Below are 26,435 nucleotides of genomic sequence, written 5' to 3'. Positions count from 1 at the left end.
TGACCCGCCGGCCGCCGGGTCTTCCGCCGCAGAGGGGGCCGCACCGTGCTGGACCTGGCGTTCTCCGTCCGCGATCTGGCCCGCACCCGGTTCGCCCTGTCGCCGCTGTGGGAGGTGGTGGCCAGTGTCAGGGTGCTGAAGCATCCGGCCGAGCACCCGCTGCACCGCCCGTGGATCGATCAGGTCCGTCCCCGGTTGGCCGCCTCGGGGCTGGACTGGCGCCTGCTCGCCGATCTGGTCCCGGACCCGCCCCGGTCGATCCCGGTCTTCATCGCACCACCACCGACAACCTCGGTCGCCGATCTGGGACTTGAGCTTGCCGTTCTGCGCGCGACGCCACCCGAGAAGGTCCGGTCCGGCCTCGGCGGCCCACGTGCGCCGCGCTCCGAGCGGATCGATCGGCTGCGCGGCGACCCGCGCCGCGGTCTCGGCGAACTCGCCGAACTGGTGGAGGGCTACTGGGAGATCGCACTCGCGCCGCACTGGCCCCGGATGCGCTCTCTTCTGGAAGGTGACGTGCTCCACCGGGCCGGACTGTTCGCCGAGCACGGAGCGGACCGGCTGCTGGGCGACCTGGCGTCCAGCGTGGCCTGGGACGAGGACACCCTGTACGTCGGGCACCACCATGTCCGCGGCAGCCGGCACCTCGGCGGGCGCGGGCTCCTCCTTGTTCCGTCGGTGTTCGTCTGGCCCCGGGTCTTCTCCGTGATCAGCCCGAACTGGCAACCCACCCTGCGCTATCCGCCGCGCGGCGTCGCCACGCTCTGGGAACGGCGATCCGCCGCCCCGCGGGCCCTGGCGGCGGTCATCGGCCGGTCCAGGGCCCGCCTGCTGGCCGAGCTCGACGCCCCCGCCTCGACGACCGACCTGGCCCGCCGCACCGGGATCACCGCCGGAGGAGTCTCCCAGCAGCTGACCGCTCTGCGCACCGCCGGCCTGGTCGACGCACACCGCAGCGGCCGGTACGTGCTGTACGTCCGCACAGAGGCGGCGGAAGTCCTGGTGGCCGCTGCGGAGACCCGGCGGGACCAGGCGGACGTGCTGCCTTCCGGCTGAAACCCTCCTCGATGAAGATCAGTCGGAAGGTCCGCGACGAGCACGGCGACGGCGACGGCTCCACCGCCGTCGAGTCCGGCTACGACGCCGGGGCCGAGGCGGGTCCTGGTCCGGGCCGGGACGGCGGCGCGGCCTCCAGGGTGCGGCGGATGACCGTCGATCCGTGCGCGACGAACTCGGCGATCGTCGCGGCCAGCGTGTCGGGGAGCACGTCGATGTGCCACACGAATCTCGTCCGGCCCCCGGTTTCCGGCAGAGCCTGCATGGAGGCGTGGTGGTGGGACGGGTGGAGGGTCCCGCCGATGACGGTGTAGGCGACCCGCCTCGCCTCGTGATCGAGGTCGACGAGCCGTTCGAGGACGATCGTGCCGTCGGAGAAGGTGACGGTGCGGGTGTCCGAGCTCAGGCGGGTGTCGACGACGAACCCGGGCGCCAGGCGCTCGTGCACCGCACCGTAGTCGCTGAGCACCGCCCACACCGATTCGGGGAGGGCGTCGACGGTGAATTCCTCGTGGACGGAGGCCATGTGCGATCGACTCCCGGTCAGGCCGCGGTGACGCAGAACAGGTGTCCCTCGGGGTCGGCGAGAACGGTCCACTCGCCTCCCCCGGGCTGGAACTCGGGCAGGGTCGCTCCCGCCGAGAGCAGTTCCTCGACCGTGGCCTCCAGGTCGGCGGTCCTGAAGTCCAGGTGGGCGTGCTTGGCGGTGTCGGGCCAGCCCGGTCCCCGGTAGTCGGCGACCCCCTGGAAGGCCAGCTGGACCGGCCCCTGGCCCAGGTAGACGAAGTCGTCGTCGGCCTGGGCGATCTCCCAGCCGGTGACCTTCCGGTAGAAGTCGGCGAGTGCCCGGGGGTCGGCGCAGTCGATGGTGATCGCGGTGAGTTCCGCGTGGACGGCCATGGGTGGCTCCCTTCGTGTCATCACGTGACCCCAAGCATCCGGGGCGGTGGCACCGGAGGTCTTGAAGATCCTTGCGGGCCGTCCTGTCGTACCCGGCGCGTACCGTGCGCAGCATGCTGTCCGCCTCGACCCTCGCCGTCCGGCCCGAGTTCACCGTGACCGTGGTGGGGTGCCGTTCCGACCACGTCCGGTGGTCGGAGCCGGAGACGCGCGACGACCACCGCCTGGTGCTGGTACGGCGCGGCAGGTTTCGGCGATGGGCCGACGGCGCCGATGCCGATCTGGACCCGACCATGGCCTACCTGGGCGCGCCGGGCGAGGAGGAACGCTTCGCGCACCCGGCCGGCGGCGACGTCTGCACGTCGGTCGGCTTCGATCCCTCCCTCCTGGGGCGCCCGCTCGCCGCGACGACGCTGTACGTGGACGCGCGCGTCGATCTCGCCCACCGTCGTGTCCTCACCGCCGCGGGCACCGGTGACATCGACTACGCGCTGACGGAGGAGCTGCTGGGTCTCGTCGCCGTGGCGACCGGCGAGCCGACCGTACGCCCGGGACCGGCCGACCGGGCCTTGGTGGCGGCGGCACGTGAGGCGATCAATGACGAGGCTCCGGAGGCCGGGCGACTCTGTGACCTGGCCGCGCTGCTGCGGGTGTCGCCCTACCGGCTGAGCCGGTTGTTCTCACGGGAGATGGGCGTCCCACTGACCCGCTACCGCAACCGCGTACGGGTCACCCGGGCCATGGACCGACTCGCCGAGGGCGCACCCGCTCTCGCGGACCTGGCGGCACAGCTCGGCTTCGCCGACCAGGCCCACCTGACCCGCACCATCCGCGAGCACGTGGGACACACCCCCACCGCCCTGCGCCGTCTGCTCGTCCCCGGTTCGCCCGCGTCATGAGAGCGGAGGAAGCCCCCGTGTGCTGAAGACCGGTCAGAAGACCGGCGACGAGTCCGGCGACGGGTCCGGCGACGGCTCCACGCCCGCCGAATCCTGCTCGGCGGGGGCGAACACCATGCGGTGGCCGCGTGCGGTGTCCATGTACTCGCGGACGCGGTGGATCAGGCCGTCGCGGAGTTCGAAGACGAGGCAGTAGTCGTTGGTGTAGTGGTTGCCGTTGGCGAGCGTCGCGGTCATGGTCTCCTCGACGACGACGCGGTCGCCGTCGACGTGGAAGCCGCGGAACGTGACGTCGACGTCCCGGGCGAAGAGCCGGCCGAAGTCCTCGGCGAGGAAGCGTGCGATCGCTTCTCGGCCGATCATGTGGCTGGGGCAGTCCAGTGCGACGGCCGTCGCGTTCCCGGCCGGTGCCAGCCATTCGGCGTCCTCGGTGAAGACGGCGGAGATCCGGTCCGCATCGTGGCTGGCGAACGCCTTCCAGGCGTGCTGGACGATGTCGCGGCTGCGTTGTGACATGCCCGCGAGGCTAGGCCCGGGCAGGCCCCGGCACTGGCGGATTTCCGACGTCGTCGTCCGGTACGGGGCCGGTCCGGCGACTGCTGTATTCAAAGGTGTTGTTGGCCTTATATATCGGAGGAATATATGAGCGACGACCACCGATCTGGACGATGACGCTTTGGCGAAGGCTCTTCGCTTCTCCGGGGGCGCGACCGAGAAGGACGTGGTGAACGCCGCTCTCCGTGAGTACGCCGAGAGGCACGAGCGTGCTGCCAGGCGTGCCCGGCACATGCGGGCTGCCGAGGAGTGGGACTACGAGGGCCGGCAGCGGCTCCATGACGCGGAGAGCGGGGAGCGGAGTGATCCGGTACCTCGCGGACTCCACTTCAACGCGGCGTCCGCGACGTCCCGGGCTGATGGGCGGCCAGGGGAATCAGGGGATTCCGTCCGCTTCGCCGCCGGTGGTCTATCGGGCGGCGTCCTCGGGGTACCAGCGGAGTTCGACGGTGTTGCCGTCCGGGTCGCGGACGTAGACGGAGGTGGCGTTGCCGCGGGCGCCGTAGCGCCGGACCGGGCCCTCCAGGACGGTGAAGGTCCCGGCGTCGAGGACCTCCTGCCAGTCGAGCGGGTCGACGGTGAGGCAGATGTGGTCGACGTTGGAATCGCCGCGCGGTCGGGCCATCAGGTCGGTGATCGTCTCGGGGGTGATCCGGACGGACGGGAAGGGGGCCTTGCCGGCCCGCCACTCGTCGACGCGGACCGGCTCCAGGCCGAGCAGGCCCTGGTAGAACGCCAGCGAACGTTCGACGTCGCGGACGTTGAGGACGAGGTGGTCGAGGGCCTTCACGCGGAGGGGGGTCATGGTGGCTCCAGTCGGGGAGGGGCGCTTTGCCGACACCTTCCACGATCCGCCGCGCGGCCGCCGTGATCAAGGCCGTTTTTGTCGACTTGTATCGAATTTCTGCCGCGAATTAGTTGGTTGACATCCTGATCCGGTGATCGGATAGTCTGCGCCTCCACGCGGTGGGAAACCCCGCGCGGCCGCCGGATCTCGCGGCCATTTCGGACCATTGAGGTAAATGTGAGAATTCGCCATGCGCTCATGGCGGCGGCGCTGGTCGCGTCGCCGATCGCGCTGACCGCTCCCGCTGCCCAGGCCGCCGGCAACGACCCGGCCCACACCATCCGGATGGACGGATTCGACTCCGTCGAGCCCGGCGGCGGCTGGTCCGAGGGGTCGGTGACGGTCAAGAACGACACCGATCAGCTTTCCGCCGACGAGCACGTGCTGGTCTACTTCGGCTCCCAGATGATCGGCCTGGACGAGATCGTCGCCGAGTACGCCGACGGGGCCTCCGGAGCGTGGCAGCCGGTCAAGCTGATGGCCCAGGACCTGGGCGGGAGGAGCGGCGGCCACGAGGGCACCGCGGCCGACCTCACCGGAGGCGCGGTCGAGGTGCAGCCGCACTCCGAGCGCACCTTCAAGCTGCGGTTCAAGCTGGTGCAGTCCGCTCAGGAGGGTCCGGCGACGGACTTCGGGGTGGAGGCCTTCATCGGTCCCCGGCTGGGGAAGGGCGGCCAGGCCGAGGAGTGGGTGGCGCGCACCGGCCGGGTGGCCAAGGTGAACGGCCTCACCACCACCATCGAGGGGCTGCCGAAGTCGATCCCCGCCGACGGCAGGCCGCACCCGTTCAAGGTCTCGATCAAGACCGCCAACAAGTTCGACTGGCACCTCACCACGGCCTCGTTCTTCCTGTGGGCGGGCCAGGGCGTCGGATCGATGGACGGTCCGGCGCGCTGCGACGCCGAGGTGGACGTCCAGGACCCCAAGGACGGCAGCTGGCACCGGGTGGACCTGGGCGCGGTCGGCATGGGCGAGGGCACCGTCGACGTGGCGAAGTGGGCGACCGGCCCGGTCGACGACAAGGTGCTCAACGCCCGGATCACCCTGGGCAGGAACTTCAAGCTCGACCCCTCGGACCCGAGGCTCGGCTTCGGCTACTTCCCGGGCGCCGGCCCGATGCTCTTCTGGACCACCCAGCCGCTCGCCACGACCCCGGTCGACGGCGCGCCCGACTGCGTGAACCCGAACGCGCCGGTGCCGACCGCCACGCCGACCGCCACGCCGAGCAAGACCCCGACCGCCACGCCGAGCAGGACCCCGACCGCCGCGCCGAGCACGGCCGCCCCGAGCGCGACCGCCACGCCGACCGCCACCCCGTCGGTGGTCAAGGCCGCCGCCAAGCCCTCCCCGACGAAGACCGCCGCCACCGCGCAGGGCGAGCTTGCCGACACCGGCTCCGACCCCGCCGTCCCGGTGGGCATCGCCGCCGCGCTGCTGGCGGTCGGTGCCGCCGCCGTCGCGCTGGCCCGCCGCGCCCGCCGCGGCTGACCCGCGTCGGCCGACCCGCCCCGGAAGGCCCCGCCTTCCGGGGCGGGTCGCGTTCCGCTCCGCGCCGTGCGCCGCGTCCCGGCCGGTCCCGACCGCCCCGCGGCTCAGACCGGCAGACGGGAGACCAGTAGCCGGCCCTCCATCGTCACGCCGCCGTCCATGGCGACGGCCAGCTCGTCCGCGTACACGTACGGCCCCGGCACCTGCGGCGGCATGCCGTCGTCGGCGTGCACCGCACCGGTGAGGTACGGGATCGGGCTGTGCCCGTGCACGACGCGCGCCCCGCCGTAGGCGTCCAGCAGCTCGCGGACGGCCATCGGCCCGGCGTCGCCGCGGAAGGCGAACCGCTTGGTGAACCGGCGGAAGCAGTCCCACCACTCGTCGACGCCCTCGTCCGCGAGCAGGACGTGCACGGCGTCGTTGACCTCGGCGATGGACTCGCCGTACTCCAGGTACGCGGTGGTGTCGGAGTGCAGCAGCAGGTGGCCGTCCTCCAGGGCGATCGCCGGGAGCCGGGAGAGCCAGCTGATGTGGTGCGCCTCCAGGCGCTCCAGGTCGCTCTGCTGGCCGCCGTTGAGCCGCCAGGCGGCGAGGAAGGAGGCGGTGCCGGCGGTGGACTGGACCGGTTCGTCGCCGTACCGGGCGGCACCGAGGAAGAGCAGTTCGTGATTGCCCATCAGGGCGCGGCAGTAGCCGCCGGCCGCGGCCGCCTCGGCGGCGAGCTGCATGACCAGGTCGATGACGCCGATGCCGTCCGGGCCGCGGTCGGTGAAGTCACCGAGGAACCAGATCCGGGAGCGGCCGGCCGACCAGTGGCCGTCGGCGTCGATGATGCCCTGCTGGCGCAGCTCGGCGCGGAGCTCGTCGAGGTAGCCGTGCACGTCGCCGACCACGTAGAGCGGGCCGGGCGGCTCGCCGGGGCCGGGGGCCGGGTACGGGTGGTAGGGGACACCGGGTTCGGCGAGCGGGGGGCCGAGCTCGATGGTCGGCGGGTCGTCGCCGCCGGAGGGGGCGTGCACGGTGTGGCCGTGCTCGGGGCCGTCGGCGGGCCAGTGCTGTTCGAGGTAGCGGGCGCCGCCGTAGCCGCTGTAGGTCTCGGCCTCGTACCCGCCCCCGGAGTAGTCGGCGACGGGTTCCGGTTCGTAATAGGTGCCGTACGGCAGCACGTCGAGGTCCGGCTGGTGGCGGGGGCCTGGGTCCGGGTGTTCAGGCCCGGGGAAGCGGTCCTCGGGTGTCATTCGCCCATCATAGGAAGACCACTCTCCCGGCGTCGTCACCTGGTGGGTATCCAATCCTCCGGAGCGTCAGCCGGTCGGCCCGTCAGGTCCGATTTGTCCTGACTCGGTACGGGGGAGGGCCGCACGTGCGAGCCGTGCGGCCCGGGGTCACACCTCGCCCGGCGGGCGGGGCGGGCTGACCGTGGTGCGCGGGCACCGCCGTTGGGAGGAGGCCCGGACGATGAGTTCGGTGGGCATCAGGGTGCCGGGCGGCGGGCCGGTGCCGGCGGTGCGGAAGCGGGGCGGGAAGAGCCGGGCGATGTCGACGCCGGTGCCGGAGTCCACCCCCTCGATGGCGTCGATCAGCAGGTTCACCACGGTGGTGCCGATCCGCCGGGGTTTGAGCGACAGGGTGGTGATGGGCGGCTCGGTGGTGGCGTAGACGTCGCTCTCGCTGCAGCAGACCAGCAGCAGGTCGTCGGGCACCCGCAGGCCGTAGCGGCGGGCGGCGGCGAGCAGGTCGGTTCCGTTGGGGTCGAAGAGGCCGTAGACGGCGTCCGGACGGTCGGGGCGGGCGAGCAGCCGGTCGGCGGCGACGGCGCCGGCGGCCGGGTCGTGCGCGGGGTAGGTCTCGTAGACCGGCTCCTGGCCGACCTTGGCGCACCAGCCGAGGTAGGCCTCGGTGGAGAGCCGGGTGTAGGTGTCGGTGCTGGTTCCGGTGAGCAGGCCGATCCGGCGGGCGCCGGCCTCGGAGAGGTGGTCGAGGATGCCGAGCACGGCGGCCTCGTGGTCGTTGTCGACCCAGGCGGTCACCGGGCAGTTGCCCGGCTTGCCGTCGCTGACCACCGGGACCCCGGACCGGTACAGCTCACTGACCAGCGGGTCCTGGTCGGGCGGGTCGATCACGACCGTGCCGTCCAGGGCGATGTTGCCCCAGACGTCGTGCCGGGAGGAGGCGGGCAGCACCACCAGCGCGTAGCCGCGTCCCAGGGCGGCGCTGGTGGCGGCCCGGGCCATCTCGGCGAAGTAGGCGAACTCGGTGAAGGTGAACGGCTCTTCGCCGTAGGTGGTGACGGTCAGCCCGATCAGGCCGGAACGTCCGGTGCGCAGGGTTCGGGCGGCCGCCGAGGGGCGGTAGCCGAGGCGCTCGGCGACTTCGCGCACCCGGCTTCTGGTCTCGTCGGGCAGGCGGCCCTTCCCGTTCAGCGCGTCGGAGACGGTGGTGATCGACACTCCGGCGGCTGCTGCCACATCCCGGATGCCGGCCCGCTCCAGACGCCGTGAGGTGGTGGGTCGCCGACCGCTCTGGTTGGCTGCTGCTGTCATGGCGGACCGATCGTATGGCTCCTGACAAGGGTCTGTGACCGGCGCATTGGGAGCCTATGGAGATACGTTTCTCCATGAGTGAGCCCGTGCGCGCCCCTTCGATCCCCGTACGAAACCAGCCGGTTTACCTCTGACATGTGCCAAAGGAACCCAGCAGAATGGCTGATCTGCACCTGTAACCCGACCGGGCATCTCACTCCTACGGGTGAGCGCGGATCGGTATCGTTCAAGGCACCCGACCGGGGTGGACCGGGTGCGTTTCCGAATCCCGGGCACGGCGGCGATCCCGACCGTGACGGGCGAACGCAGCGGAAGAACAGAAGGAGACCGACCGTGACCGCAGCACAGGGCCCTCGCCTCAGGCCGACCCTGGACGGCATTCCCACGTACAAGCCGGGCAAGCCCGCCGGTGCCGACGCGTACAAGCTGTCGTCCAACGAGAACCCCTACGAGCCGCTCCCCGGGGTCCTGGAGACGGCGGTCGCGGCGGCCGGCAAGCTCAACCGCTACCCGGACATGGCCGCCACCGAGCTGACCGCCGTGCTCGCCGAGCACTTCGGCGTGCCGGCCGAGCACATCGCCACCGGCACCGGCTCGGTCGGCGTCGCCCAGTCGCTGATCCTGGCCACCGCCGGCCCCGGCGACGAGGTGGTCTTCGCCTGGCGCTCCTTCGAGGCCTACCCGATCATCACCCAGATCGCCGGCGCGACCCCGGTCCCGGTGCCGCTCACCGCGGGCGGGGACCACGACCTGGACGCGATGCTCGCCGCGGTCACCGAGCGGACCCGGCTGATCTTCGTCTGCAACCCCAACAACCCCACCGGCAACGTGATCCACCGCGCCGAGCTGGAGCGCTTCCTGGACGCCGTCCCGTCCGACGTGCTGATCGTCGTCGACGAGGCGTACATCGAGTTCATCCGCGACCCCGAGGTGCCCAACGGCATCGACCTCTACCGCGACCGCCCGAACGTCTGCGTGCTGCGCACCTTCTCCAAGGCCTACGGCCTGGCCGGGATGCGGGTCGGCTTCGCCATCGCGCACGAGCCGGTCGCGGCCGCCCTGCGCAAGACCGCGGTGCCGTTCGGCGTCACCCAGCTCGCCCAGGACGCGGCCGTCGCCTCGCTGCGCGCCGAGGACGCCCTGATGGTCCGGGTGGACGCGCTGGTCGAGGAGCGGAACCGGGTGGTGGCCGGGCTGCGCGCCCAGGGCTGGGAGATCCCGGACTCGCAGGCCAACTTCGTCTGGCTCGAACTGGGCGAGCGCTCCGCGGAGTTCGCGGCGGCGTGCGCCGAGGCCGGGGTGATCGTCCGGCCGTTCCCGGAGGGCGTGCGGATCTCCATCGGCGAGGTCGAGGGCAACTCGATCTTCCTCGCGGTGGCGGAGGCGTTCCGCAAGGAGCTGTAACCCCCTTTTCCGGTTCGCGGCGGAGCGGGAGGCCCGGTGGGGCCGCCCGCTCCGCCGCGGCGTTTCCGGGCCGTCTCCCGCCGCGCCTTCGGGTTCGCGGCGGATCAGGAGTGCCTGGGGATCCCTGGGAGCCGGCTGGGAGAACGGTCAACGCTTCCCCTGGTGTCCGCCAAGCCGTCGGCCGACGCCGGGCGGAGCGTGACCATATGCCCGGTTCGGCCGGTCAGCCACCTCCCAGCCGGTGTCCAGGACGGTGCAAGAGCGCCCCGGGAAGCTGTCCGCCATGAAGGTGTTCCCGCGACGGCGAGGTGCCGTCCTCGTCAACTCCGCGCTCGGCGTGGCCCTGCTCGGTGCCGCCGCCCTGGCGTACACCGTGCTGGACGACGGCACCGGCACGGCGGCCGCCAAGGCCCCGGTCCGGACGGCCACCGTCACCAAGGGCACGGTCCTGGCCACGGTGTCCGGAACCGGCACCCTGGCGTCGCCCACCGACGCGGCCCAGGACTTCACCACCGGCGGGCGGCTCACCGCCGTCAAGGTGGCCGTCGGTGACACGGTGACCAAGGGGCAGGTGCTCGCCACCGTCGACACCACCGCGGCGCAGCAGCAGGTGGACGCCGCGCAGGCCGCGTTGAACACCGCCACCGTCAACCTGGCCAAGGCGCGCGCGGGGGTCACCACGACCACCGTGCAGCAGCTGCCGGCCAGGGCCAACGGCTCGTCCGGCACGTCGGGGTCCTCCGGCGCGGGCGGGTCGGGCGGCCGCGGGGCGGACGGGAGCAGCGCGTCCGCCCCGCAGGCCGACCAGCCGGCGGCGGCCGGTCCCTCGGCGACGGCCGACCCGTCCGCGCAGACCAGCCCGTCCGCGCGGGCCACCGTCCCGGCGGCGACGGCCGGCGTCCCCGAGCCGCAGACCACCACCATCACCACCACCAAGGTCGACGACGCGGCGGTCGCCCAGGCCGAGCAGCAGCTCGCCACCGCGCAGACCAATCTCGCCAACGCCCAGGCGGCGCTGGCCGGCACCACGCTCACCGCCTCGGTGGACGGCACGGTCGCCTCGGTGGCGGGCCGGGTCGGCGACACCGTCGGATCGACCGGCGGCTCCTCGTCCTCCTCCGCGGGCGCCAAGTCGTCCACGGGCGCCTCCTCCGCCCCCAGCGGCTTCATCGTGCTGACCAACCCGACCGGGATGCAGGTCACCGCCAACTTCTCCGAGCTGGACTCGCTCAAGCTGAAGAAGGGCGAGGCCGCCACCGTCACGCTCAACGCGCAGTCCGACAGCAGGTTCAACGCCTCCGTGCTGTCGGTGAGCCCGCTGCCGGTGAGCGGCTCCGGCGGGGGCTCGGCCGCCGTCCAGTACGCGGCGACGCTGCAGCTCTCCGGGGACACCGGCAAGCTGCGCACCGGGCTGAGCGCGACCGTCTCGGTGGTCACCGGCGAGGCGGACGACGCCCTGTCGCTGCCGACCGCCGCCCTGTCCGGCACCGGCGCGAGCCGGACCGCCACCGTGGTGCACCCGGACGGGAGCACCGAGCGGGTCACCGTCGAGGTGGGCGTCGAGGGGGACACCACCGTGCAGGTGGTCTCCGGGCTGGCCGAGGGCGACAAGGTCGAACTGGCCTCCACCAGCGGGTCGAACGGCTTCCCCAACGGCTCCTTCCCGGGCGTGAACGGCGGCCAGGGCGGCAACGGCAACCGGGGAGGCGGTACGGGAACCGGCGGCGCGGGGGTGGCCGGCATCGGCGGCGCCGTCGGCGCTGCCGGAGGTGCCGGTGGCACGGGCGCCGGCCGGGGCGGTGGCCGCTGATGCCCCACCGCCTCCCCGCCCCCGCCCGTACCGACGCCCACCCCCACCCGTTCCCCGCCGCGCCGGCCCCGGTGATCCGGATCCGCCGCCTCACCAAGTCCTACGGCCACGGCGACGCCACCGTGCACGCGCTGCGCGGCCCCGACGACCCGGCCACCGGCGCCCCGCTGGGCGTCGACCTGGACGTCGAGCAGGGTGACTACGTCGCCGTGATGGGCAGCTCCGGCTCCGGCAAGTCCACCCTGATGAACATCCTCGGCTGCCTCGACGTGCCGACCTCCGGCCGCTACCTGCTGGACGGCATCGACGTCGGCCACCTGGACGAGCAGCAGCTCGCGCTGGTCCGCAACCGCAAGATCGGCTTCGTCTTCCAGTCCTTCAACCTCGTCCCCCGCACCACCGCGCTGGCCCAGGTCGAGCTGCCGCTCGCCTACGCGGGCGTGCGGGCCGCCGAGCGCCGCCGCCGGGCACTCGCCGCGCTCTCCCTGGTCGGCCTCGCCGAGCGCTCCGGGCACCGGCCCAACGAGCTCTCCGGCGGCCAGCAGCAGCGCGTCGCGGTGGCCCGGGCGCTGGTCACCGCGCCCGCGATGCTGCTCGCCGACGAGCCCACCGGCAACCTGGACAGCCGCTCCACCGAGGAGGTGCTCGCGCTCGTCGACGGCCTCAACGCCACCGGCCGCACGGTCGTGCTGATCACCCACGAGGACGAGGTCGCCCGGCACGCCAAGCGGGTGCTGCGGCTGGTCGACGGCGCGATCGTCGCCGACGTCCGGCAGGCCCCGGTGGACGGGCCGCCCCCCGCGCTGCTCCGGGCGGGGGTGCCGGCGTGATCCTCTGGCAGACGCTCCGCTTCGCCGCCGGCGGCCTGGCCGCCAACAAGGTGCGCTCCGCGCTCACCATGCTGGGGGTGCTGATCGGCGTGGCCTCGGTGATCCTGCTGCTGGCCGTCGGCAACGGCTCCTCGGTCGCGGTCAAGGAGTCGATCACCTCGCTCGGCACCAACGCGCTGACCGTGACCGCCGGTTCCGCCACCGGCGGCGCGCGCTCCGCCGGCACCGCCAGGAAGCTGACCGTCGCCGACGCCAGGGCGCTGGCCACCGAGGCGGACGCCAGGGCGGTCCGGTCGGTGGCGCCGGTGGTGACGGCGAGCGGCACCGCGCTGTACGGGGACATCTCCTACAGCCCCGGTTCGATCGTCGGCACCTACCCGGCGTACTTCGAGACCGCCAACCAGCGGATCGAGCACGGCGAGTACTTCACCCAGGACGACGTGCTGGCCTCCCGCAAGGTGGCGGTGCTCGGGGCGACCACCGCCAAGCAGCTGTTCGCCGGCGCCGACCCGGTGGGCAAGGCGATCACCGTCGGCGGCACCCCGTTCACCGTGGTCGGCGTGCTGCGGGCCAAGGGCGGCACCGGCTTCACCGACCCGGACGACGTGCTGATCGCCCCGCTGCCGACGGTGCAGAACGCCTTCACCGGCTTCGGCTCGGTCAACCAGATCCTGGTCCAGGCCGGTTCGGCGGACGACACGGCGGCGGCCCAGGCCGAGATCACCCGCGTCCTGCTCGGCGCGCACGCGATCGCCGACCCGAGCCGGGCGGACTTCCGGATCAGCAGCCAGGCCTCGCTGCTCAGCACCCGCGAGTCGACGACCAGGACCTTCACGGTGTTGCTCGGCGCGGTGGCCGCGATCTCGCTGCTGGTCGGCGGGATCGGCATCACCAACATCATGCTGGTCACGGTCACCGAGCGGACCAGGGAGATCGGCATCCGCAAGGCGCTGGGCGCCCCGCGCGGGGTGATCCTCGGGCAGTTCCTCACCGAGGCCACCCTGCTGTCGGTGGTCGGCGCCGGGCTGGGGGTGCTGGCCGGGATCGCCGGCGCGCACTTCAGGATCGTCGGCATCGAGCCGGTGGTGATCCCCGAGTCGGTGCTCGGGGCGTTCGGGATCGCCGTCGCCATCGGTCTGTTCTTCGGCAGCTACCCCGCCAACCGGGCCGCCTCGCTGCGCCCGATCGACGCCCTCCGCCACGAGTGAGCAAGGACCGCAGACCATGAGCAACGAGATCGAGCCGCGCACCCCCGCCGAGCAGGTCGCCCTGCTCTCCACCGCGCCGGACGCCCGGGACGTCAGCGCCGAGCTGGCCGCGCCGCCGCGCCGCCGGCTGCCGTGGCTGCCGCTCGCCCTGGCCGGGGCGGTGATCGCCACGGCGGCGTTCGCCGGCGGCGCCTGGTACCAGCGGGACCGGGGCTCCGACCGCGCCGCCGGGTCCGGGCGGACCACCGCCTCCGGCGCGCAGCAGCCGCGGGCGGGCGCGTCCGGCTACCCGGGCAACGGCAACGGCACCCGCCGCAACGGCCAGGGCGGTCAGGGCGGCCAGAACGGCACCCGGGGCACGGTCAAGGCCGTGGACGGCAGCACCGTCTACCTCACCGACGCCAACGGCAACACGATCAAGGTGACCACCGGGGACGGCACCAAGGTGCAGCTCAACAAGGAGGGCAAGGTCGGCGACCTGCAGCCCGGCCAGAGCGTCACCGTGATCGGCACCCCGGCCGGGGACGGCGGCTACGCCGCGACCCAGCTCGTCGAGGGCGCCACCGGCTTCGGCCCCGGCCCGTCCGCCCCCTCCCGCCCCGCCTCCACCGGCTGACCCGGCCGCTCCCCGGACACCCGCGCGGCCCGGCCCCACCTCCCCGGGGCCGGGCCGCGCACCCCTTCCGCTCCACCGTTCCGGGGGCCCGGTGGTCCGGGGTGGAGGCCGTGCGCACACCATCCAGCCCCGCCCTGCGGGGCTGTCCACAGGAAACCGCCCGATAAGGTGTTAATCCAACATTCATCGATGGCCCATAGCCTCCCCGGGCTAGCCTCGAGCTGAACGCCATCGTCCGACCGGGAGGCGGAACCCCCGTGCAAGGCACTGTGTCGACACCAGGAACTCCGGCGGTGAACAGCGGCGGCCAGGGGGAGGCCTACCTCCTCGTCGTCGACGACGAACCGAACATCCGCGAGCTGCTGTCCGCCTCGCTGCGCTTCTCCGGCTTCCGGGTGGCGTCGGCCGCGACCGGTGCCGAGGCGCTGCGGCTGGTCGCCGCGGACCGTCCGGACCTGGTCGTGCTCGACGTGATGCTGCCCGACCTGGACGGCTTCACCGTCGTCGAGCGGCTGCGCGAGCAGACCAGCCGCGGCCTCATCGCCGGGCCCGCCCACGGCCACCCCGGCGACCACCTGCCGGTGCTCCTGCTCACCGCCAAGGACGGCGTCGGGGACAAGGTGCAGGGCCTGGCCGCCGGGGCCGACGACTACGTGACCAAGCCGTTCAGCCTGGAGGAGCTGATCGCCCGGATCCGCGCCATCCTGCGCCGCTCCGGCGGACCGGCCGAGGACGGCCGGCTGATGGTCGCCGACCTCGTCCTCGACCCGATAGCCCACGAGGTCACCCGCGGCGGCGGTGTCGTCGCGCTCTCCCCGACCGAGTTCAAGCTGCTGCACTACCTGATGGCCAACGTCGGCCGGGTGGTCTCCAAGGCGCAGATCCTCGACCACGTCTGGGCCTACGACTTCGGCGGCGACCTGTCCATCGTCGAGTCCTACATCTCCTACCTGCGCCGCAAGCTCGACTCCGGTCCGGCCCACGGGCCCAAGCTGATCCACACCGTGCGCGGCATCGGCTACGCCCTGCGCCGCCCGCCGCAGGGTTGAGCGGCACGGAGCCGTCCGCCGTGGAGACCGCCGTGGTGGGGACCGCGGCGCCGCCGGGCCCGGCCCGGCCGCGCCGCCGCGTGCGGCTGTCGCTGCGCGCCCGGCTGCTGGTGCTCGCGCTCGCGCTGGTCACCACCGGGCTGGTGATCAGCGACACCGTGGTGCTCGGCACCGTCCGGCACCAGCTGGTGCAGCGGCTCGACGAACAACTGGAGCGCTACGGCGAGCCGCTCGCCCACCGGGCCCCGTCCCGGCTCAACTGGCCGGACGCCAAGCAGCAACAGCAGCTCTCGGTCACCGGCAAGCGCGGCTCCTCGCAGTACCTGGCCACCCTGCCCAGCCAGTACCTGGTCCAGTACCTGTCCGCCGACGGCAAGGTGCAGTTCGTGGTGCGCCAGCCGGTCTCCGAGAACGACCCGGCTCCGCAGCTGGCCGGCTTCGACCCGGCCAAGGTCGACCCGGACACCCCCTTCGACCTGCCCGACCAGCGCCGCGGCCGGGACCGCTGGCGGGTGCTGGTGGTACCGGTCCAGCGGCAGAGCGCCCCGGTGGCCAGCGTCTTCGCCGCGCCCACGCCCACCTCCGCGTACGTGATGGTCGCCGTCTCCCGGGAGGACGTCGACGGCACCGTCGCCCGGCTGCGCACCGCCTTCCTCGGCATCGGCGGCGCCGTCCTGGTGCTGATCGCCGCGCTGGGCCTCTTCGCGGTGCGGGCCGGTCTGCGGCCGCTGCGCCGGATCGAGGAGGGTGCCCAGCGGATCGCCGCCGGCGAGCTCTCGCACCGGATGCCCGTCCTGCCGCCGCACACCGAGGTCGGCCGGCTGTCCATCGCGCTGAACGGCATGCTGGCGCAGATCGAGTCCGCGTTCGCCGCCCGCGCGGAGTCCGAGGCCCGGATGCGGCGGTTCGTCGCGGACGCCTCGCACGAGCTGCGCACCCCGCTGGCCGGCATCCGCGGCTTCGCCGAGCTGTACCGGATGGGCGCCCTGCCGTCCGAGGCCGACGTGGCGCGCACCATGGACCGGATCGAGAACGAGGCGGTGCGGATGGGCGCCCTGGTCGAGGACCTGCTGGTGCTCGCCCGGCTCGACGAGGAGCGCCCGCTCGACCTCGCCCCGATGGACCTGCGCACGCTCGCGGCCGACGCCCTGCACGACCTCACCGCGCTCGACCCGGGCCGCCCGGTCGCGCTCACCGGACCGGCCGGCAGCGGCCCGCCGGGGCCGGCGCCGGTGCTCGGCGACGAGGCGCGGCTGCGCCAGGTGGTCACCAACCTGGTCGGCAACGCGGTCAAGCACACCCCGCCCGGCACCCCGGTGCGGATCGGCGTGGGCACCGACGGCGGCCGGTGCCTCCTGGAGGTCGCCGACTCCGGCCCGGGCCTGACCGCCGACCAGGCCGCCCTGGTCTTCCACCGCTTCTACCGCGTCGACGCCTCCCGCAGCCGCAACGACCGCCGCGGCGGCGCCGGCCTCGGCCTCGCCATCGCCACCGCCCTCACCCACGCCCACGGCGGCGCCCTCACCCTCCACACCGCCCCGGGCACCGGCGCCACCTTCCGCCTGGAACTCCCCCACCAGGGCTGAAACCCCCTGATCGAGTGAACCTCGCTCGCTCACCCCCGCCATCGGCCGACGGCGTGTGAGGGTACGGCCGTGGCTTGTGCGGGGCCGCGCGGGCTGATCACACTGGACGGGAATGAGGGGTGTCTCGATGTTCGCGCTCGTAGCCGAGGAGACCGTCGTGGACCTGGACCAGGCGCTGTGGCAGGTGTGGAAGGCGATGGAGGTTCCCGAGGGCTTCCACGCGGAGATCATCGAAGGAGCCATCGAGATGTCACCTGCGGGCGGGGCCCGGCACATGATGATCAACCGGCGGATGCTTCTCGCCCTCCATGACCATCTGCGGGGCACCGGATGGGCTCCGGGAAACGACGGAAACGTCATCAGCGGTCTCAACGTCACGATTACCGACATCTACGTCGCGCCGGACGATCTTGAGGAGATCGTGCACCCCGAGGGCCTGGGGATCCTCGCCTCCGGCGTCGCCGTGATGGTCGAGACCGTCTCCCCCGGCCACAAGAACCGCCAGCGCGACCGCGTCCTCAAGCATCGTGCGTACGCAACCGCCGGCGTCCCCGTGTACGTGATCATCGATGACTACGACGACGGCGGTGCCGTCACCGTCCTCACCGGCCCCGACCCCGATCGGGGTGCCTACGCCCGCTCCGAGCGGACGCCGTACGGTGAGGAGGCGGTGATCCCGGAGGGACCGGCGAAGGGGTTCGCGATCGGTCCGGGGATCACCGGAGGCCGGCAGGACTGACCCGCTCGGCGGAGCGCTTTCCGGGGGAGGATGGTGATCATGACGACCACTCATGTCCCCGTCCCCGACGCCTCCGCGGCCGGCTCCTTCCTCCTCGGCGGCGAGCTGCCGGTGTCCCGGATGGGCTTCGGCGCGATGAAACTGCCCTCCCGCGACTGGGGCGGCCCCGCCTGCGACCCCGAGCAGAGCCTGCGGGTGCTGCGCCGGGCGCTGGAGCTGGGCATCGACCACATCGACACCGCCTGGTTCTACTTCTTCCGCGAGGTCTCCGCCAACGGACTGATCCGGCGGGCCCTGCACCCCTACCGGGACGAGCTGGTGATCGCCACCAAGGTCGGCCCCGGCCGGGAACCGGACGGGTCGTGGATGGACCCGGCCGACCGGGACGGCGTGCGCGCGGCCGTCCACCGCAATCTGCGCGAGCTCGGCGTGGACCATCTCGACCTGGTCTACCTGCGCCGGATGCCCAGCCAGTCCTCGATCGCCGAACCCTTCGCCGAGCTGGCCGAGTTGCGCGCGCAGGGGCTGATCCGGCAGCTGGGCGTCAGCAATGTGGACGCGGCGCAGCTGGCCGAGGCCGAGGCGCTCGCCCCGGTGGTGGCGGTGCAGAACAAGTACAGCGTGCTGGAGCACGACGAGGCCGACGACCGGCTGCTGGCCGACTGCGCCGAGCGGGGCATCGCCTTCGTGCCATTCTACCCGCTGGGCGGCACCGGCGTGCCCGACCACCCGGCCCTGCGCCGGGTCGCCGAGCGGTACGGCGCCACCCGGGCCCAGGTGATGGTGGCCTGGCTGCTGGCGCTCTCGCCGGCGATCCTCGCCATTCCGGGCACCTCCTCGCCGGCGCACCTGGAGGAGAACACCGCCGCCGCCGCGCTGCGCCTGGACGCGGCGGACCTGGCGGACCTCGCAGAACTGACAGAAGCTGCTATGTAGGACTGTCTGACCAATCCAGCGTCTGGTTTCCCCGCCGGACGGCCGGGAAGGGCCCCGCCCGTACGCGAAGGTCCCGCAACTCCCAGGAGATTCCCGGATGGCAGCGTCAGCAGCGTCGGCAGCGGCAACGGCGTCGGCACCCTCGGCGGCACGTTCCGAGGTGTCCTTCCGCCGGGACCTCTCGGAGTGGCGGATCGTGCTCGTCGCCTGGCGGCTGCTGGTGCTCCAGGCCTCCCATCCGGTGGTCGCGGCCGGGATGGAGGAGCACTCCACCTACCGCGGCCACCCCTGGCGCCGGATCGAGCACACCCTCCGCAGCGGGCGCCGGCTGTTCCAGGCGGACCAGGAGCAGCTCTGGCGCGAGGTCCAGCGGCTCGACCGGGCGCACCGGAGGATCCGCGGCACCACCGAGGACGGCCGGGCGTACGACGCCCACGACCCGGCCACCCGGGCCTGGGTTTTGCTCACCCTCTTCGAAGCGGTCGCCGCCATGCGGGAGTTGAGCGGGGATCCGTACACGCCGGACGAACTGGATTCGCTGTACCGGGAGTTCGCCGAGATCGCGGCGGTGTTCGGGCTGCCCGCCGGGGAGTTGCCCGCCACCGTCGCCGAGCTGCCCGGCTACCTGCGGCGGACGACCGTCGAGCGGCTGGAGTTCACCGGGACGGCGCGACACCTGCTGTACGACATGCTGCACGAGGCCCCCTGCCCGCGCCGGCTGCGCTTCCTCGGGCCGGTGGGCTGGCGGGTGCTGCGGTCGCTGGTGGCCCGGGTGGTCACCGAGCTGACCGTCGCGGACCTCCCGGCGGTCTACCGGGAGCGGTTCGGCCTGGTCCGCACCCGCCGCGGGGCGCTGCTGTCCGGGCTGCTGCACCGGGGCGGCCGCGCGGTGCTGACCGGCCTGCCGGACCGCTACCGCTACCGCGCCCCGGGCGTGCGCCCGCCGTCCCGGCCCCGCCGGATGCCGCGCCAGGACACCCGGCCGCCCCGGCTGGAACGCTTCTTCCGGGAGGTCCTCGACCAGACCGGCGACGGCCTGCTCACCGCCCGCGACCTGCAGGCGATGGCGCACAACGTCTGCTGGCAGCTGGAGCTCTCCGAGGAGGGCGAGGGCCGGGTGCACGCCGCGTTCGAGGCGTGGTGGGAGCAGCTGCGGGCGACCATGGACACCGACGGCGACGGCCGGATCAGCCGGGACGAGTACGTCGCCGCGACGCTGGCCGGCTGCGACCGCGACCCGGCCTACCTGGAGGGCGGCCTGCTGCCCGCGCTGCGCGCCGTCTTCGCGGCGGTCGACACCGACGGGGACGGCCTGCTGGACTTCGCCGAGTACCGGGTGCTGTTCGACGGCCGCCGGGTGCACCCGGCCGAGCTCTCGCACGGCTTCCGCCGTCTGGACACCGACGGCGACGGCGTCATCACGGTGGCCGAGTTCCTGCGCGGCTTCGTCGACTTCTTCACCGCCCGCGCCCCCTCCGCCCCCGGCACCCAGCTCCTCGGCCGGGCCTAGGACCGGCAAGGCCCAGCAGGCCCGGAGCACGGCCTCGGGGGAGGGGCCCGAATGGGGCCGCCTTGGAGGATCCGGTGGCTGTCAATGTACGGATCGTCCAGATTTTCCGCGGCGCGCGCCCGGTCGCTCGTTGTGGTCCGACGGGGCCCTTCGCAGACTGTGCCCACGGCATCGCTGCCGGTCAAACCCCACCCCGCCGGTGAATCACCTGTAAGAGTGGTGGATACTGATGCTTGTGAACGTGTTCACGTTCACAAGCGGACAAGCTTGCGCGCTTGAGCAGCGGTCTCCGGCTATAGATGAAGTTTGTCCTGAAATATGACCTCGACAGGGTCGGTTGGAGAGAGGGCGACGTGGAACTGGCAATCGCTCACGAAACCATCGCGCGATGGCAATTCGGCATCACCACCGTCTACCACTTCCTCTTCGTTCCGCTCACCATCAGCCTCGCCGCGATCGTCGCCGGGCTGGAGACCGCGTGGGTGCGGACGAACAAGGAGAAGTACTTCCACGCCACCAAGTTCTGGGGCAAGCTCTTCCTGATCAACATCGCGATGGGCGTGGTCACCGGCATCGTCCAGGAGTTCCAGTTCGGCATGAACTGGTCCGACTACTCCCGCTTCGTCGGCGACGTCTTCGGCGCCCCGCTCGCGATGGAGGCGCTGATCGCCTTCTTCTTCGAGTCGACCTTCATCGGCCTGTGGATCTTCGGCTGGGACAAGCTGCCGAGGAAGCTGCACTGCGCCTGCATCTGGATGGTCGCGCTCGGCACCGTGCTCTCCGCCTACTTCATCCTGGCGGCCAACTCCTGGATGCAGCACCCGGTCGGCTACGCGGTCGACCCGGTCACCGGGAAGGCCCAGCTCAACGACATCGCGCGGGTGCTGTTCCAGGACACCACCGTCACCGTCGTCCTGCACACCCTGACCGCGGCCTTCCTCACCGGTGCGGCGTTCGTGGTCGGCATCGCCTCCTTCCACCTCTGGAAGGCCAAGCGCAAGCCGGAGGGCGCCAACCCCAAGCGGGTCGCCGCGATGCGCACCTCGCTGCGCATCGGCCTGGTGCTCGCCGTCGTCGCCGGCCTCGGCACCGCGCTCAGCGGCGACCAGCTGGCCAAGGTCATGTTCCGTCAGCAGCCGATGAAGATGGCCGCCGCCGAGGCGCTCTGGGACACCAAGGCCCCCGCGCCGTTCTCGATCTTCGCGGTCGGCGACGTCAGCAAGGGCCACAACTCGGTCGAGCTGGAGATCCCCGCGGCGCTGTCCTTCCTCGCGAACAGCGACTTCAGCTCCTCCGTCCCCGGCATCAACGACACCGCCGCCGCCGAGGCCGCCAAGTACGGCGGCGACCCCAAGGACTACATCCCCAGCATCTTCGTCACCTACTGGGGCTTCCGCCTCATGATCGGCTTCGGGATGACCTCCTTCGTGGCCGGCCTGATCGGACTCTGGACCACCCGGAAGAAGCGCTTCCTGGCACCGGAGTTCCGCACCGGCGACGAGGAGGTGCCGCGCCTGATGCTCACCCCGACGAAGGAGCTCGGCCCCTTCCTCACCAAGTGGAGCTGGCGGATCGGCATCCTCACCATGGGCTTCCCGCTGATCGCCAACAGCTTCGGCTGGATCTTCACCGAGATGGGCCGGCAGCCCTGGGCCGTCTTCGGACTGATGACCACCGCGAGCGCCGTCTCGCCCAACGTCGGCATCGGCACCCAGATCGGCGCGCTGACCACCTTCACCGCGCTGTACGCGATCCTCGCCGTCATCGAGGTCAAGCTGCTGGTCAAGTACGCCAAGGCCGGCCCGGCCACCGACGAGCAGCCGCCCGCCAAGGACCCGTCCCTGCGCGGCCCGGCCGCCGACGACGACGCCGACAAGCCGCTCGCCTTCGCCTACTGAGGCCCCCGAGGATCGATAGGACCGACACACCATGGAACTTCACGACGTCTGGTTCGTCCTGATCGCCGTCCTCTGGATCGGCTACTTCTTCCTGGAGGGCTTCGACTTCGGCATCGGCGTCCTGACCAAGACGCTGGCCAGGAACACCACCGAGCGGCGGGTGCTGATCAACACCATCGGCCCGGTCTGGGACGGCAACGAGGTCTGGCTGCTGACCGCCGGCGGCGCCACCTTCGCGGCCTTCCCGGACTGGTACGCCACCCTGTTCAGCGGCTTCTACATCCCGCTGCTGATCATCCTGGTCTGCCTGATCGTGCGCGGCGTCGCCTTCGAGTACCGGGCCAAGCGGCCCGAGCCGCGCTGGCAGCGCAACTGGGAGGAGGCGATCTTCTGGACCTCGCTGATCCCGGCCTTCCTCTGGGGCGTCGCCTTCGCCAACATCGTGCGCGGTGTCGACATCGACGCGCAGAAGAACTTCGTCGGAAGCTTCTGGGACCTGCTCAACCCGTACGCGCTGCTCGGCGGCCTGGTGACGCTCGTCCTGTTCGTCTTCCACGGCTCGGTGTTCGCCGCGCTCAAGACGGTCGGCGAGATCCGCGACCGGGCCCGGGCCACCGCCCTGCGCACCGGCCTGGCGACGGCGGCGCTCGCCGCGGTCTTCCTGATCTGGACCCAGGCCGACCACGGCAACGGCTGGAGCCTCGCCGCCCTGGTGATCGCGGTGCTCGCGCTGGTCGGCGCGCTCGCCGCCAACCAGGTGGCCCGCGAGGGCTGGGCGTTCGTCCTGTCGGGCGTGACGATCGTGGCCGCCGTGGCCATGCTCTTCCTCTCGCTCTTCCCCGACGTCATGCCGTCCACGCTCAACCCGGACTGGAGCCTGACCGTGAGCAACGCGGCCTCCTCGGCCTACACGCTCAAGCTGATGACCATCGTGGCGGTGGTCTTCACCCCGCTGGTGCTGCTCTACCAGGGCTGGACGTACTGGGTGTTCCGCAAGCGGATCGGTGTCCAGCACATCCCTGGGCACGACCCGGCCGCCGCCCTCGAAAAGGCCTGACGCCGTGAAGCCGGTCGACCCCCGACTCCTCGGGTACGCCCGCACCACCCGGGTCTTCCTCGCCGGGACCGTCCTGCTGGGCGCGGCGAACGCGGCCCTGGTGGTCGCCCAGGCGGGCCTGATCGCCGAGCTCGTGGTCCGCGGCTTCCAGCAGCGGACCGGGCTCGACGAGCTCACCGCGCCGCTGGCGCTGCTGGTGCTCACCGCGATCGGGCGCGGGCTGGTCGGCTGGCTCACCGAACTCACCGCGCACCGGTCCGTCGCCCGGGTGAAGTCCACCCTGCGGCGCCGGCTGCTCGACCACGCCACCGCGCTCGGCCCGGCCCACCTGGCGGGCCGGCGCACCGGCGAACTCACCGCCCTCGCCACCCGGGGCGTCGACGCGCTCGACGACTACTTCGCCCGCTACCTGCCGCAGCTGGCGCTCGCCGTGGTCGTGCCGGTCACCGTGCTGCTGCGGATCGTCGGCGCCGACGTCACCTCGGCCGCGATCATCGCCGGCACCCTGCCGCTGATCCCGCTGTTCATGGTGCTGATCGGGATGGCCACCCAGGCCCGGATGGACCGCCAGTGGACCACCCTCGCCCGGCTCTCCCACCACTTCCTGGACGTGGTCGCCGGGCTGCCCACCCTCAAGGTCTTCAATCGGGCCCGCGCCCAGGCCGCCACCATCGCCCGGATCACCGCCGACTACCGCCGGGCCACCCTGCGCACCCTGCGGATCGCCTTCATCTCCTCCTTCGCCCTGGAACTGCTCTCCACCCTCTCGGTCGCGCTGGTCGCCGTCTCGATCGGCTTCCGGCTGGTGAACGGCAGCCTCGACCTGGAGACCGGGCTGCTGATCCTGATCCTCGCCCCCGAGGTCTACTTCCCGATCCGCCAGGTCGGCGCGCTCTACCACTCCAGCGTCGAGGGCCTGACCGCCGCCGACCGGATCTTCGAGGTGCTGGAGACGCCGCTGCCGGCCGCCGGCACCGCCCCCGCGCCGGACCTCGCCGGGGCCGTCGTCGAGGCCGACGGCCTCACCGTGCGCTTCCCCGACCGCACCGCGCCCGCCCTGGACGGCGCCGCGCTGGTGCTGCGCCCGGGCGAGACGGTCGCGCTCACCGGCCCGTCCGGCGCCGGCAAGTCCACCCTGCTCGGCGTCCTGCTCGGGCTCACCGCCCCGGACGCCGGCACCGTCCGGATCACCGCCGCCGACGGCCGCACCCATGACCTGGCCGACCTGGACCCGGGGAGCTGGCGGCGGCAGATCGCCTGGGTGCCCCAGCACCCGCACCTGTTCGCCGGCACCGTCGCCGACAACCTGCGGCTCTACCGGCCCGAGGCCACCGACGACCAGCTGTGGGCGGCCCTGCGCTCCGCCCACGCCCTCGACTTCGTCACCCGGCTGGACACCCCGCTCGGCGAGGACGGCGCGGGGCTCTCCGCCGGCCAGCGCCAGCGGCTCGCGCTCGCCCGGGTGCTGCTCGCCGACGACCGGCCGCTCGTCCTGCTCGACGAGCCCACCGCCAACCTGGACGGCGCCTCCGAGGCGGCCGTGGTGGACACCGTGCGGGCACTGGCCGCCGACCCGGCGCGCACCGTGCTGCTGGTCGCCCACCGGCCCGCGCTGCTGGCCGCCGCCGACCGGCGGGTCCGGCTGGACGGCCCCGCCGCTCCCCCGGCCTCCCCGGCGGCCGTCCCGGTGCTCGCGCACCGCGGCCGGCCCACCCCGCCGGCCCCGGAGGACGCGCCCGCGCCCGGTCCGGACGCGGCCAGGCCCCGCCTCGCGCTGTCCGTCCTGCTGGGCGCGCTCGCGCTCGGCTGCGCCGTCGCCCTGATGGCCACCTCGGGCTACCTCATCTCCTACGCCTCCGAGATGCCGCCCGTCCTCTACCTGATGATGGCCGTCACCTCGGTGCGCGCCTTCGGCATCGGCCGCAGCGTCTTCCGCTACGCCGAGCGGCTGGTCTCGCACGACGCCGTGCTGCGCACCCTCGGCACCCTGCGGGCCGCGGTGTACCGCCGGCTCACCGCGCTCGCCCCGGCCGCGCTGCCCGCGTTCCGGCGCGGCGACCTGCTCTCCCGGCTGGTCGCCGACGTCGACGCCGTCCAGGACCACTACCTGCGCTGGCGCCTGCCGGCCGCGGTGGCCGCGGTGGTCTCGCTGGCCGCCGCCGTCGCGATGGGCGCCTTCCTGCCCGCCGCCGGTCTGGTGCTCGGCGCCGGCCTGCTGCTCGCCGGCCTGGTGGTGCCCGCGCTGACCGCCCGCTGGTCGGCCGCCGCCGAGCGCCGCCAGGCCCCGGCGCGCGGACGGCTCGCCACCACCGTGCTGGACGCGTTCAGCGGGACGGCCGAGCTCACCGTGGCCGGCGCGCTGCCCGCCCGGCTCACCGCCGTCCGCGCCGCCGACACCGCGCTGACCGGGCTGGCCGCCCGCTCGGCCACCACCGCCGCGCTCGGCACCGGGCTGATCACCCTGCTCACCGGCCTCACCGTGGCCGCCGCCGCTGCCGTCGGCCTGCGCGGCGTCGAGTCCGGGGCGCTCGCCCCGGTCTGCCTGGCCGTTGTGGTGCTCACCCCGCTGGCCGCCTTCGAGGCCGTCACCGGCATGCCGCTCGCCGTCCAGGCCCGCCGGCGCAGCCTGGCCGCCTCGGAGCGGCTCGCCGAGGTGCTGGACGCGCCCGCCGCCGTCGCCGAGCCCGCCGCGCCGAAGGCCCTGCCCGAGCAGCCGCTGCCGATCGCCGTCCGCGGGCTGACCGCCCGCCACCCCGGCCAGGAGGCCGACGCGCTGTCCGGCGTCGACCTCGACCTCGCCCCGGGCCGGCGGATCGCCGTGGTCGGCCCGTCCGGCTCCGGCAAGACCACCCTCGCCCAGGCGCTGCTGCGCTTCCTCGACCAGGACGCCGGGAGCGTGGTGCTGGCCGCCGGCCGCCCGCAGGCGGTGGACAGCCGGGAACTCGCCGGGGAGGACGTCCGCCGGGTGATCGGGCTCTGCGCCCAGGACGCGCACGTCTTCGACAGCTCGCTGCGCGAGAACCTCCGCCTCGCCCGGCCGGACGCGGACGAGGACGAGCTGCGCGCCGCCCTCGCCGCCGCCCGGCTGCTGGACTTCACCGAGACCCTGCCGGACGGCCTGGACACCATGGTCGGCGAGCACGGCGCCGCCCTCTCCGGCGGTCAGCGCCAGCGGCTCGCGCTCGCCCGGGCGCTGCTCGCCGACTTCCCGGTGCTCGTCCTGGACGAGCCCGCCGAGCACCTCGACCTGCCCACCGCCGACGCCCTCACCGCGGACCTGCTCACCGCCACCGCCGGCCGCACCACCGTCCTGATCACCCACCGCCTGGCCGGTCTCGACGACTCCACGGTCGACGAGGTGATCGTCCTGGACGCCGGCCGGGTCGTCGAGCGCGGTGGCTGGTCCGAGCTGCTGGCCCTCCCGGCCGGCCGCCTGCGCGCCATGCACGCCCGGGAGCGGGAGGCCGACGGCCTGCTGACGACCGCGGTCGGATAACCGGAGCG

The 26,435-nt window shown here is 73.1% G+C and carries 22 protein-coding genes and 1 pseudogene; 17 read left to right on the top strand and 6 right to left on the bottom strand.

Going from position 1 to position 26,435, the window contains the following annotated elements:
• The first annotated feature begins 45 nt into the window (after positions 1–45).
• Positions 46–1,056 (top strand): DUF5937 family protein, encoded by a 1,011-nt coding sequence (locus ACFVVU_RS06620; protein ID WP_387788604.1) that lies wholly within the window; start codon positions 46–48, stop codon positions 1,054–1,056.
• A 79-nt stretch (positions 1,057–1,135) separates the two neighbouring features.
• Here the strand turns inward: ACFVVU_RS06620 and ACFVVU_RS06615 are convergent, their stop codons facing one another.
• Together ACFVVU_RS06615 and ACFVVU_RS06610 are read right to left on the bottom strand one after the other, a co-directional pair.
• On the bottom strand, positions 1,136–1,582 hold the full coding sequence (locus tag ACFVVU_RS06615) for an SRPBCC family protein (RefSeq protein ID WP_380683702.1): 447 nt from the start codon (positions 1,580–1,582) through the stop codon (positions 1,136–1,138).
• 17 nt (positions 1,583–1,599) lie between these two features.
• On the bottom strand, positions 1,600–1,956 hold the full coding sequence (locus ACFVVU_RS06610; RefSeq protein ID WP_380683704.1) for a VOC family protein: 357 nt from the start codon (positions 1,954–1,956) through the stop codon (positions 1,600–1,602).
• A 113-nt stretch (positions 1,957–2,069) separates the two neighbouring features.
• Here ACFVVU_RS06610 and ACFVVU_RS06605 point away from each other — a divergent pair, with 113 nt between their 5' ends.
• Positions 2,070–2,855: a helix-turn-helix transcriptional regulator gene (locus ACFVVU_RS06605; RefSeq protein WP_387788603.1), complete on the top strand. Its 786-nt coding sequence runs from the start codon at positions 2,070–2,072 to the stop codon at positions 2,853–2,855.
• 33 nt (positions 2,856–2,888) lie between these two features.
• On the opposite strand, the gene ACFVVU_RS06600 is transcribed toward ACFVVU_RS06605, so the two are convergent.
• Positions 2,889–3,371: a nuclear transport factor 2 family protein gene (locus ACFVVU_RS06600; protein ID WP_387788602.1), complete on the bottom strand. Its 483-nt coding sequence runs from the start codon at positions 3,369–3,371 to the stop codon at positions 2,889–2,891.
• 142 nt (positions 3,372–3,513) lie between these two features.
• Here ACFVVU_RS06600 and ACFVVU_RS06595 point away from each other — a divergent pair.
• Positions 3,514–3,612 (top strand): annotated as a pseudogene (locus ACFVVU_RS06595) (type II toxin-antitoxin system VapB family antitoxin); the annotation flags it as partial.
• A 207-nt stretch (positions 3,613–3,819) separates the two neighbouring features.
• On the opposite strand, the gene ACFVVU_RS06590 reads toward ACFVVU_RS06595, so the two are convergent.
• Positions 3,820–4,215: a VOC family protein gene (locus ACFVVU_RS06590; RefSeq protein WP_387788601.1), complete on the bottom strand. Its 396-nt coding sequence runs from the start codon at positions 4,213–4,215 to the stop codon at positions 3,820–3,822.
• A gap of 219 nt (positions 4,216–4,434) precedes the next feature.
• Here ACFVVU_RS06590 and ACFVVU_RS06585 point away from each other — a divergent pair, with 219 nt between their 5' ends.
• Positions 4,435–5,745 carry a hypothetical protein gene (locus tag ACFVVU_RS06585; RefSeq protein ID WP_387788600.1) on the top strand — a complete coding sequence of 437 codons (1,311 nt, stop codon included), beginning with the start codon at positions 4,435–4,437 and terminating at the stop codon, positions 5,743–5,745.
• 104 nt (positions 5,746–5,849) lie between these two features.
• Here ACFVVU_RS06585 and ACFVVU_RS06580 read toward each other — a convergent pair whose 3' ends face one another.
• Positions 5,850–6,983, bottom strand: a complete 1,134-nt coding sequence (locus ACFVVU_RS06580; protein WP_380683711.1) for a metallophosphoesterase — start codon at positions 6,981–6,983, stop codon at positions 5,850–5,852.
• A 147-nt stretch (positions 6,984–7,130) separates the two neighbouring features.
• The gene (locus ACFVVU_RS06575; protein ID WP_380683712.1) at positions 7,131–8,288 is read right to left on the bottom strand and encodes a LacI family DNA-binding transcriptional regulator; all 1,158 of its coding nucleotides are present in this window, start codon (positions 8,286–8,288) and stop codon (positions 7,131–7,133) included.
• A 333-nt stretch (positions 8,289–8,621) separates the two neighbouring features.
• Between ACFVVU_RS06575 and hisC the strand changes: the two genes are divergently transcribed.
• The 13 genes from hisC to cydD all read left to right on the top strand — a co-directional run bounded on the left by hisC (position 8,622) and on the right by cydD (position 26,427).
• On the top strand, positions 8,622–9,692 hold the full coding sequence (hisC, locus tag ACFVVU_RS06570; protein ID WP_387788599.1) for a histidinol-phosphate transaminase: 1,071 nt from the start codon (positions 8,622–8,624) through the stop codon (positions 9,690–9,692).
• Positions 9,693–9,975: 283 nt separating this feature from the next.
• Complete coding sequence (locus ACFVVU_RS06565; RefSeq protein ID WP_387788598.1) at positions 9,976–11,502, top strand: efflux RND transporter periplasmic adaptor subunit; 1,527 nt, start codon at positions 9,976–9,978, stop codon at positions 11,500–11,502.
• Positions 11,502–12,332, top strand: coding sequence for an ABC transporter ATP-binding protein (locus ACFVVU_RS06560; protein ID WP_380689350.1), 831 nt, complete (start codon positions 11,502–11,504; stop codon positions 12,330–12,332). Before ACFVVU_RS06565 ends, ACFVVU_RS06560 begins: the two co-directional genes overlap by 1 nt.
• On the top strand, positions 12,329–13,540 hold the full coding sequence (locus tag ACFVVU_RS06555; RefSeq protein ID WP_387788597.1) for an ABC transporter permease: 1,212 nt from the start codon (positions 12,329–12,331) through the stop codon (positions 13,538–13,540). Before ACFVVU_RS06560 ends, ACFVVU_RS06555 begins: the two co-directional genes overlap by 4 nt.
• A gap of 16 nt (positions 13,541–13,556) precedes the next feature.
• Positions 13,557–14,156 carry a hypothetical protein gene (locus tag ACFVVU_RS06550; RefSeq protein WP_380689345.1) on the top strand — a complete coding sequence of 200 codons (600 nt, stop codon included), beginning with the start codon at positions 13,557–13,559 and terminating at the stop codon, positions 14,154–14,156.
• Positions 14,157–14,449: 293 nt separating this feature from the next.
• A complete protein-coding gene (locus ACFVVU_RS06545) occupies positions 14,450–15,205 on the top strand; it encodes a response regulator transcription factor (protein ID WP_380690397.1) in 756 nt (251 codons plus the stop codon).
• A gap of 20 nt (positions 15,206–15,225) precedes the next feature.
• Positions 15,226–16,791 carry a sensor histidine kinase gene (locus tag ACFVVU_RS06540; protein WP_387788596.1) on the top strand — a complete coding sequence of 522 codons (1,566 nt, stop codon included), beginning with the start codon at positions 15,226–15,228 and terminating at the stop codon, positions 16,789–16,791.
• A 127-nt stretch (positions 16,792–16,918) separates the two neighbouring features.
• A complete protein-coding gene (locus ACFVVU_RS06535) occupies positions 16,919–17,530 on the top strand; it encodes a Uma2 family endonuclease (RefSeq protein WP_387788595.1) in 612 nt (203 codons plus the stop codon).
• Between the two features lie 39 nt (positions 17,531–17,569).
• A complete protein-coding gene (locus tag ACFVVU_RS06530; RefSeq protein ID WP_387788594.1) occupies positions 17,570–18,466 on the top strand; it encodes an oxidoreductase in 897 nt (298 codons plus the stop codon).
• 97 nt (positions 18,467–18,563) lie between these two features.
• Positions 18,564–19,976 (top strand): oxygenase MpaB family protein, encoded by a 1,413-nt coding sequence (locus ACFVVU_RS06525; protein ID WP_387788593.1) that lies wholly within the window; start codon positions 18,564–18,566, stop codon positions 19,974–19,976.
• Positions 19,977–20,329: 353 nt separating this feature from the next.
• Positions 20,330–21,874, top strand: coding sequence for a cytochrome ubiquinol oxidase subunit I (locus tag ACFVVU_RS06520; RefSeq protein ID WP_387788592.1), 1,545 nt, complete (start codon positions 20,330–20,332; stop codon positions 21,872–21,874).
• A gap of 31 nt (positions 21,875–21,905) precedes the next feature.
• Positions 21,906–22,931 (top strand): cytochrome d ubiquinol oxidase subunit II, encoded by a 1,026-nt coding sequence (gene cydB, locus ACFVVU_RS06515; RefSeq protein ID WP_387788591.1) that lies wholly within the window; start codon positions 21,906–21,908, stop codon positions 22,929–22,931.
• A 4-nt stretch (positions 22,932–22,935) separates the two neighbouring features.
• Positions 22,936–26,427 (top strand): thiol reductant ABC exporter subunit CydD, encoded by a 3,492-nt coding sequence (gene cydD / locus ACFVVU_RS06510; protein WP_387788590.1) that lies wholly within the window; start codon positions 22,936–22,938, stop codon positions 26,425–26,427.
• The last annotated feature ends 8 nt before the right edge of the window (positions 26,428–26,435 follow it).

This window comes from Kitasatospora sp. NPDC057965, assembly GCF_042887135.1.
GTDB lineage: Bacteria > Actinomycetota > Actinomycetes > Streptomycetales > Streptomycetaceae > Kitasatospora.
This window is presented reverse-complemented; position numbering and strand designations above follow the sequence as displayed.

Excerpts from the sequence above, each read along its gene's own strand:
- ACFVVU_RS06535 (WP_387788595.1), top strand. The coding sequence starts at position 16,919 with ATGTTCGCGCTCGTAGCCGAGGAGACCGTCGTGGACCTGGACCAGGCG.
- ACFVVU_RS06605 (WP_387788603.1), top strand. The coding sequence starts at position 2,070 with ATGCTGTCCGCCTCGACCCTCGCCGTCCGGCCCGAGTTCACCGTGACC.
- ACFVVU_RS06610 (WP_380683704.1), bottom strand. The coding sequence starts at position 1,956 with ATGGCCGTCCACGCGGAACTCACCGCGATCACCATCGACTGCGCCGAC.
- ACFVVU_RS06615 (WP_380683702.1), bottom strand. The coding sequence starts at position 1,582 with ATGGCCTCCGTCCACGAGGAATTCACCGTCGACGCCCTCCCCGAATCG.
- ACFVVU_RS06575 (WP_380683712.1), bottom strand. The coding sequence starts at position 8,288 with ATGACAGCAGCAGCCAACCAGAGCGGTCGGCGACCCACCACCTCACGG.
- ACFVVU_RS06530 (WP_387788594.1), top strand. The coding sequence starts at position 17,570 with ATGACGACCACTCATGTCCCCGTCCCCGACGCCTCCGCGGCCGGCTCC.
- ACFVVU_RS06525 (WP_387788593.1), top strand. The coding sequence starts at position 18,564 with ATGGCAGCGTCAGCAGCGTCGGCAGCGGCAACGGCGTCGGCACCCTCG.
- ACFVVU_RS06560 (WP_380689350.1), top strand. The coding sequence starts at position 11,502 with ATGCCCCACCGCCTCCCCGCCCCCGCCCGTACCGACGCCCACCCCCAC.
- ACFVVU_RS06600 (WP_387788602.1), bottom strand. The coding sequence starts at position 3,371 with ATGTCACAACGCAGCCGCGACATCGTCCAGCACGCCTGGAAGGCGTTC.
- ACFVVU_RS06565 (WP_387788598.1), top strand. The coding sequence starts at position 9,976 with ATGAAGGTGTTCCCGCGACGGCGAGGTGCCGTCCTCGTCAACTCCGCG.
- ACFVVU_RS06550 (WP_380689345.1), top strand. The coding sequence starts at position 13,557 with ATGAGCAACGAGATCGAGCCGCGCACCCCCGCCGAGCAGGTCGCCCTG.
- cydB (WP_387788591.1), top strand. The coding sequence starts at position 21,906 with ATGGAACTTCACGACGTCTGGTTCGTCCTGATCGCCGTCCTCTGGATC.
- ACFVVU_RS06580 (WP_380683711.1), bottom strand. The coding sequence starts at position 6,983 with ATGACACCCGAGGACCGCTTCCCCGGGCCTGAACACCCGGACCCAGGC.
- ACFVVU_RS06590 (WP_387788601.1), bottom strand. The coding sequence starts at position 4,215 with ATGACCCCCCTCCGCGTGAAGGCCCTCGACCACCTCGTCCTCAACGTC.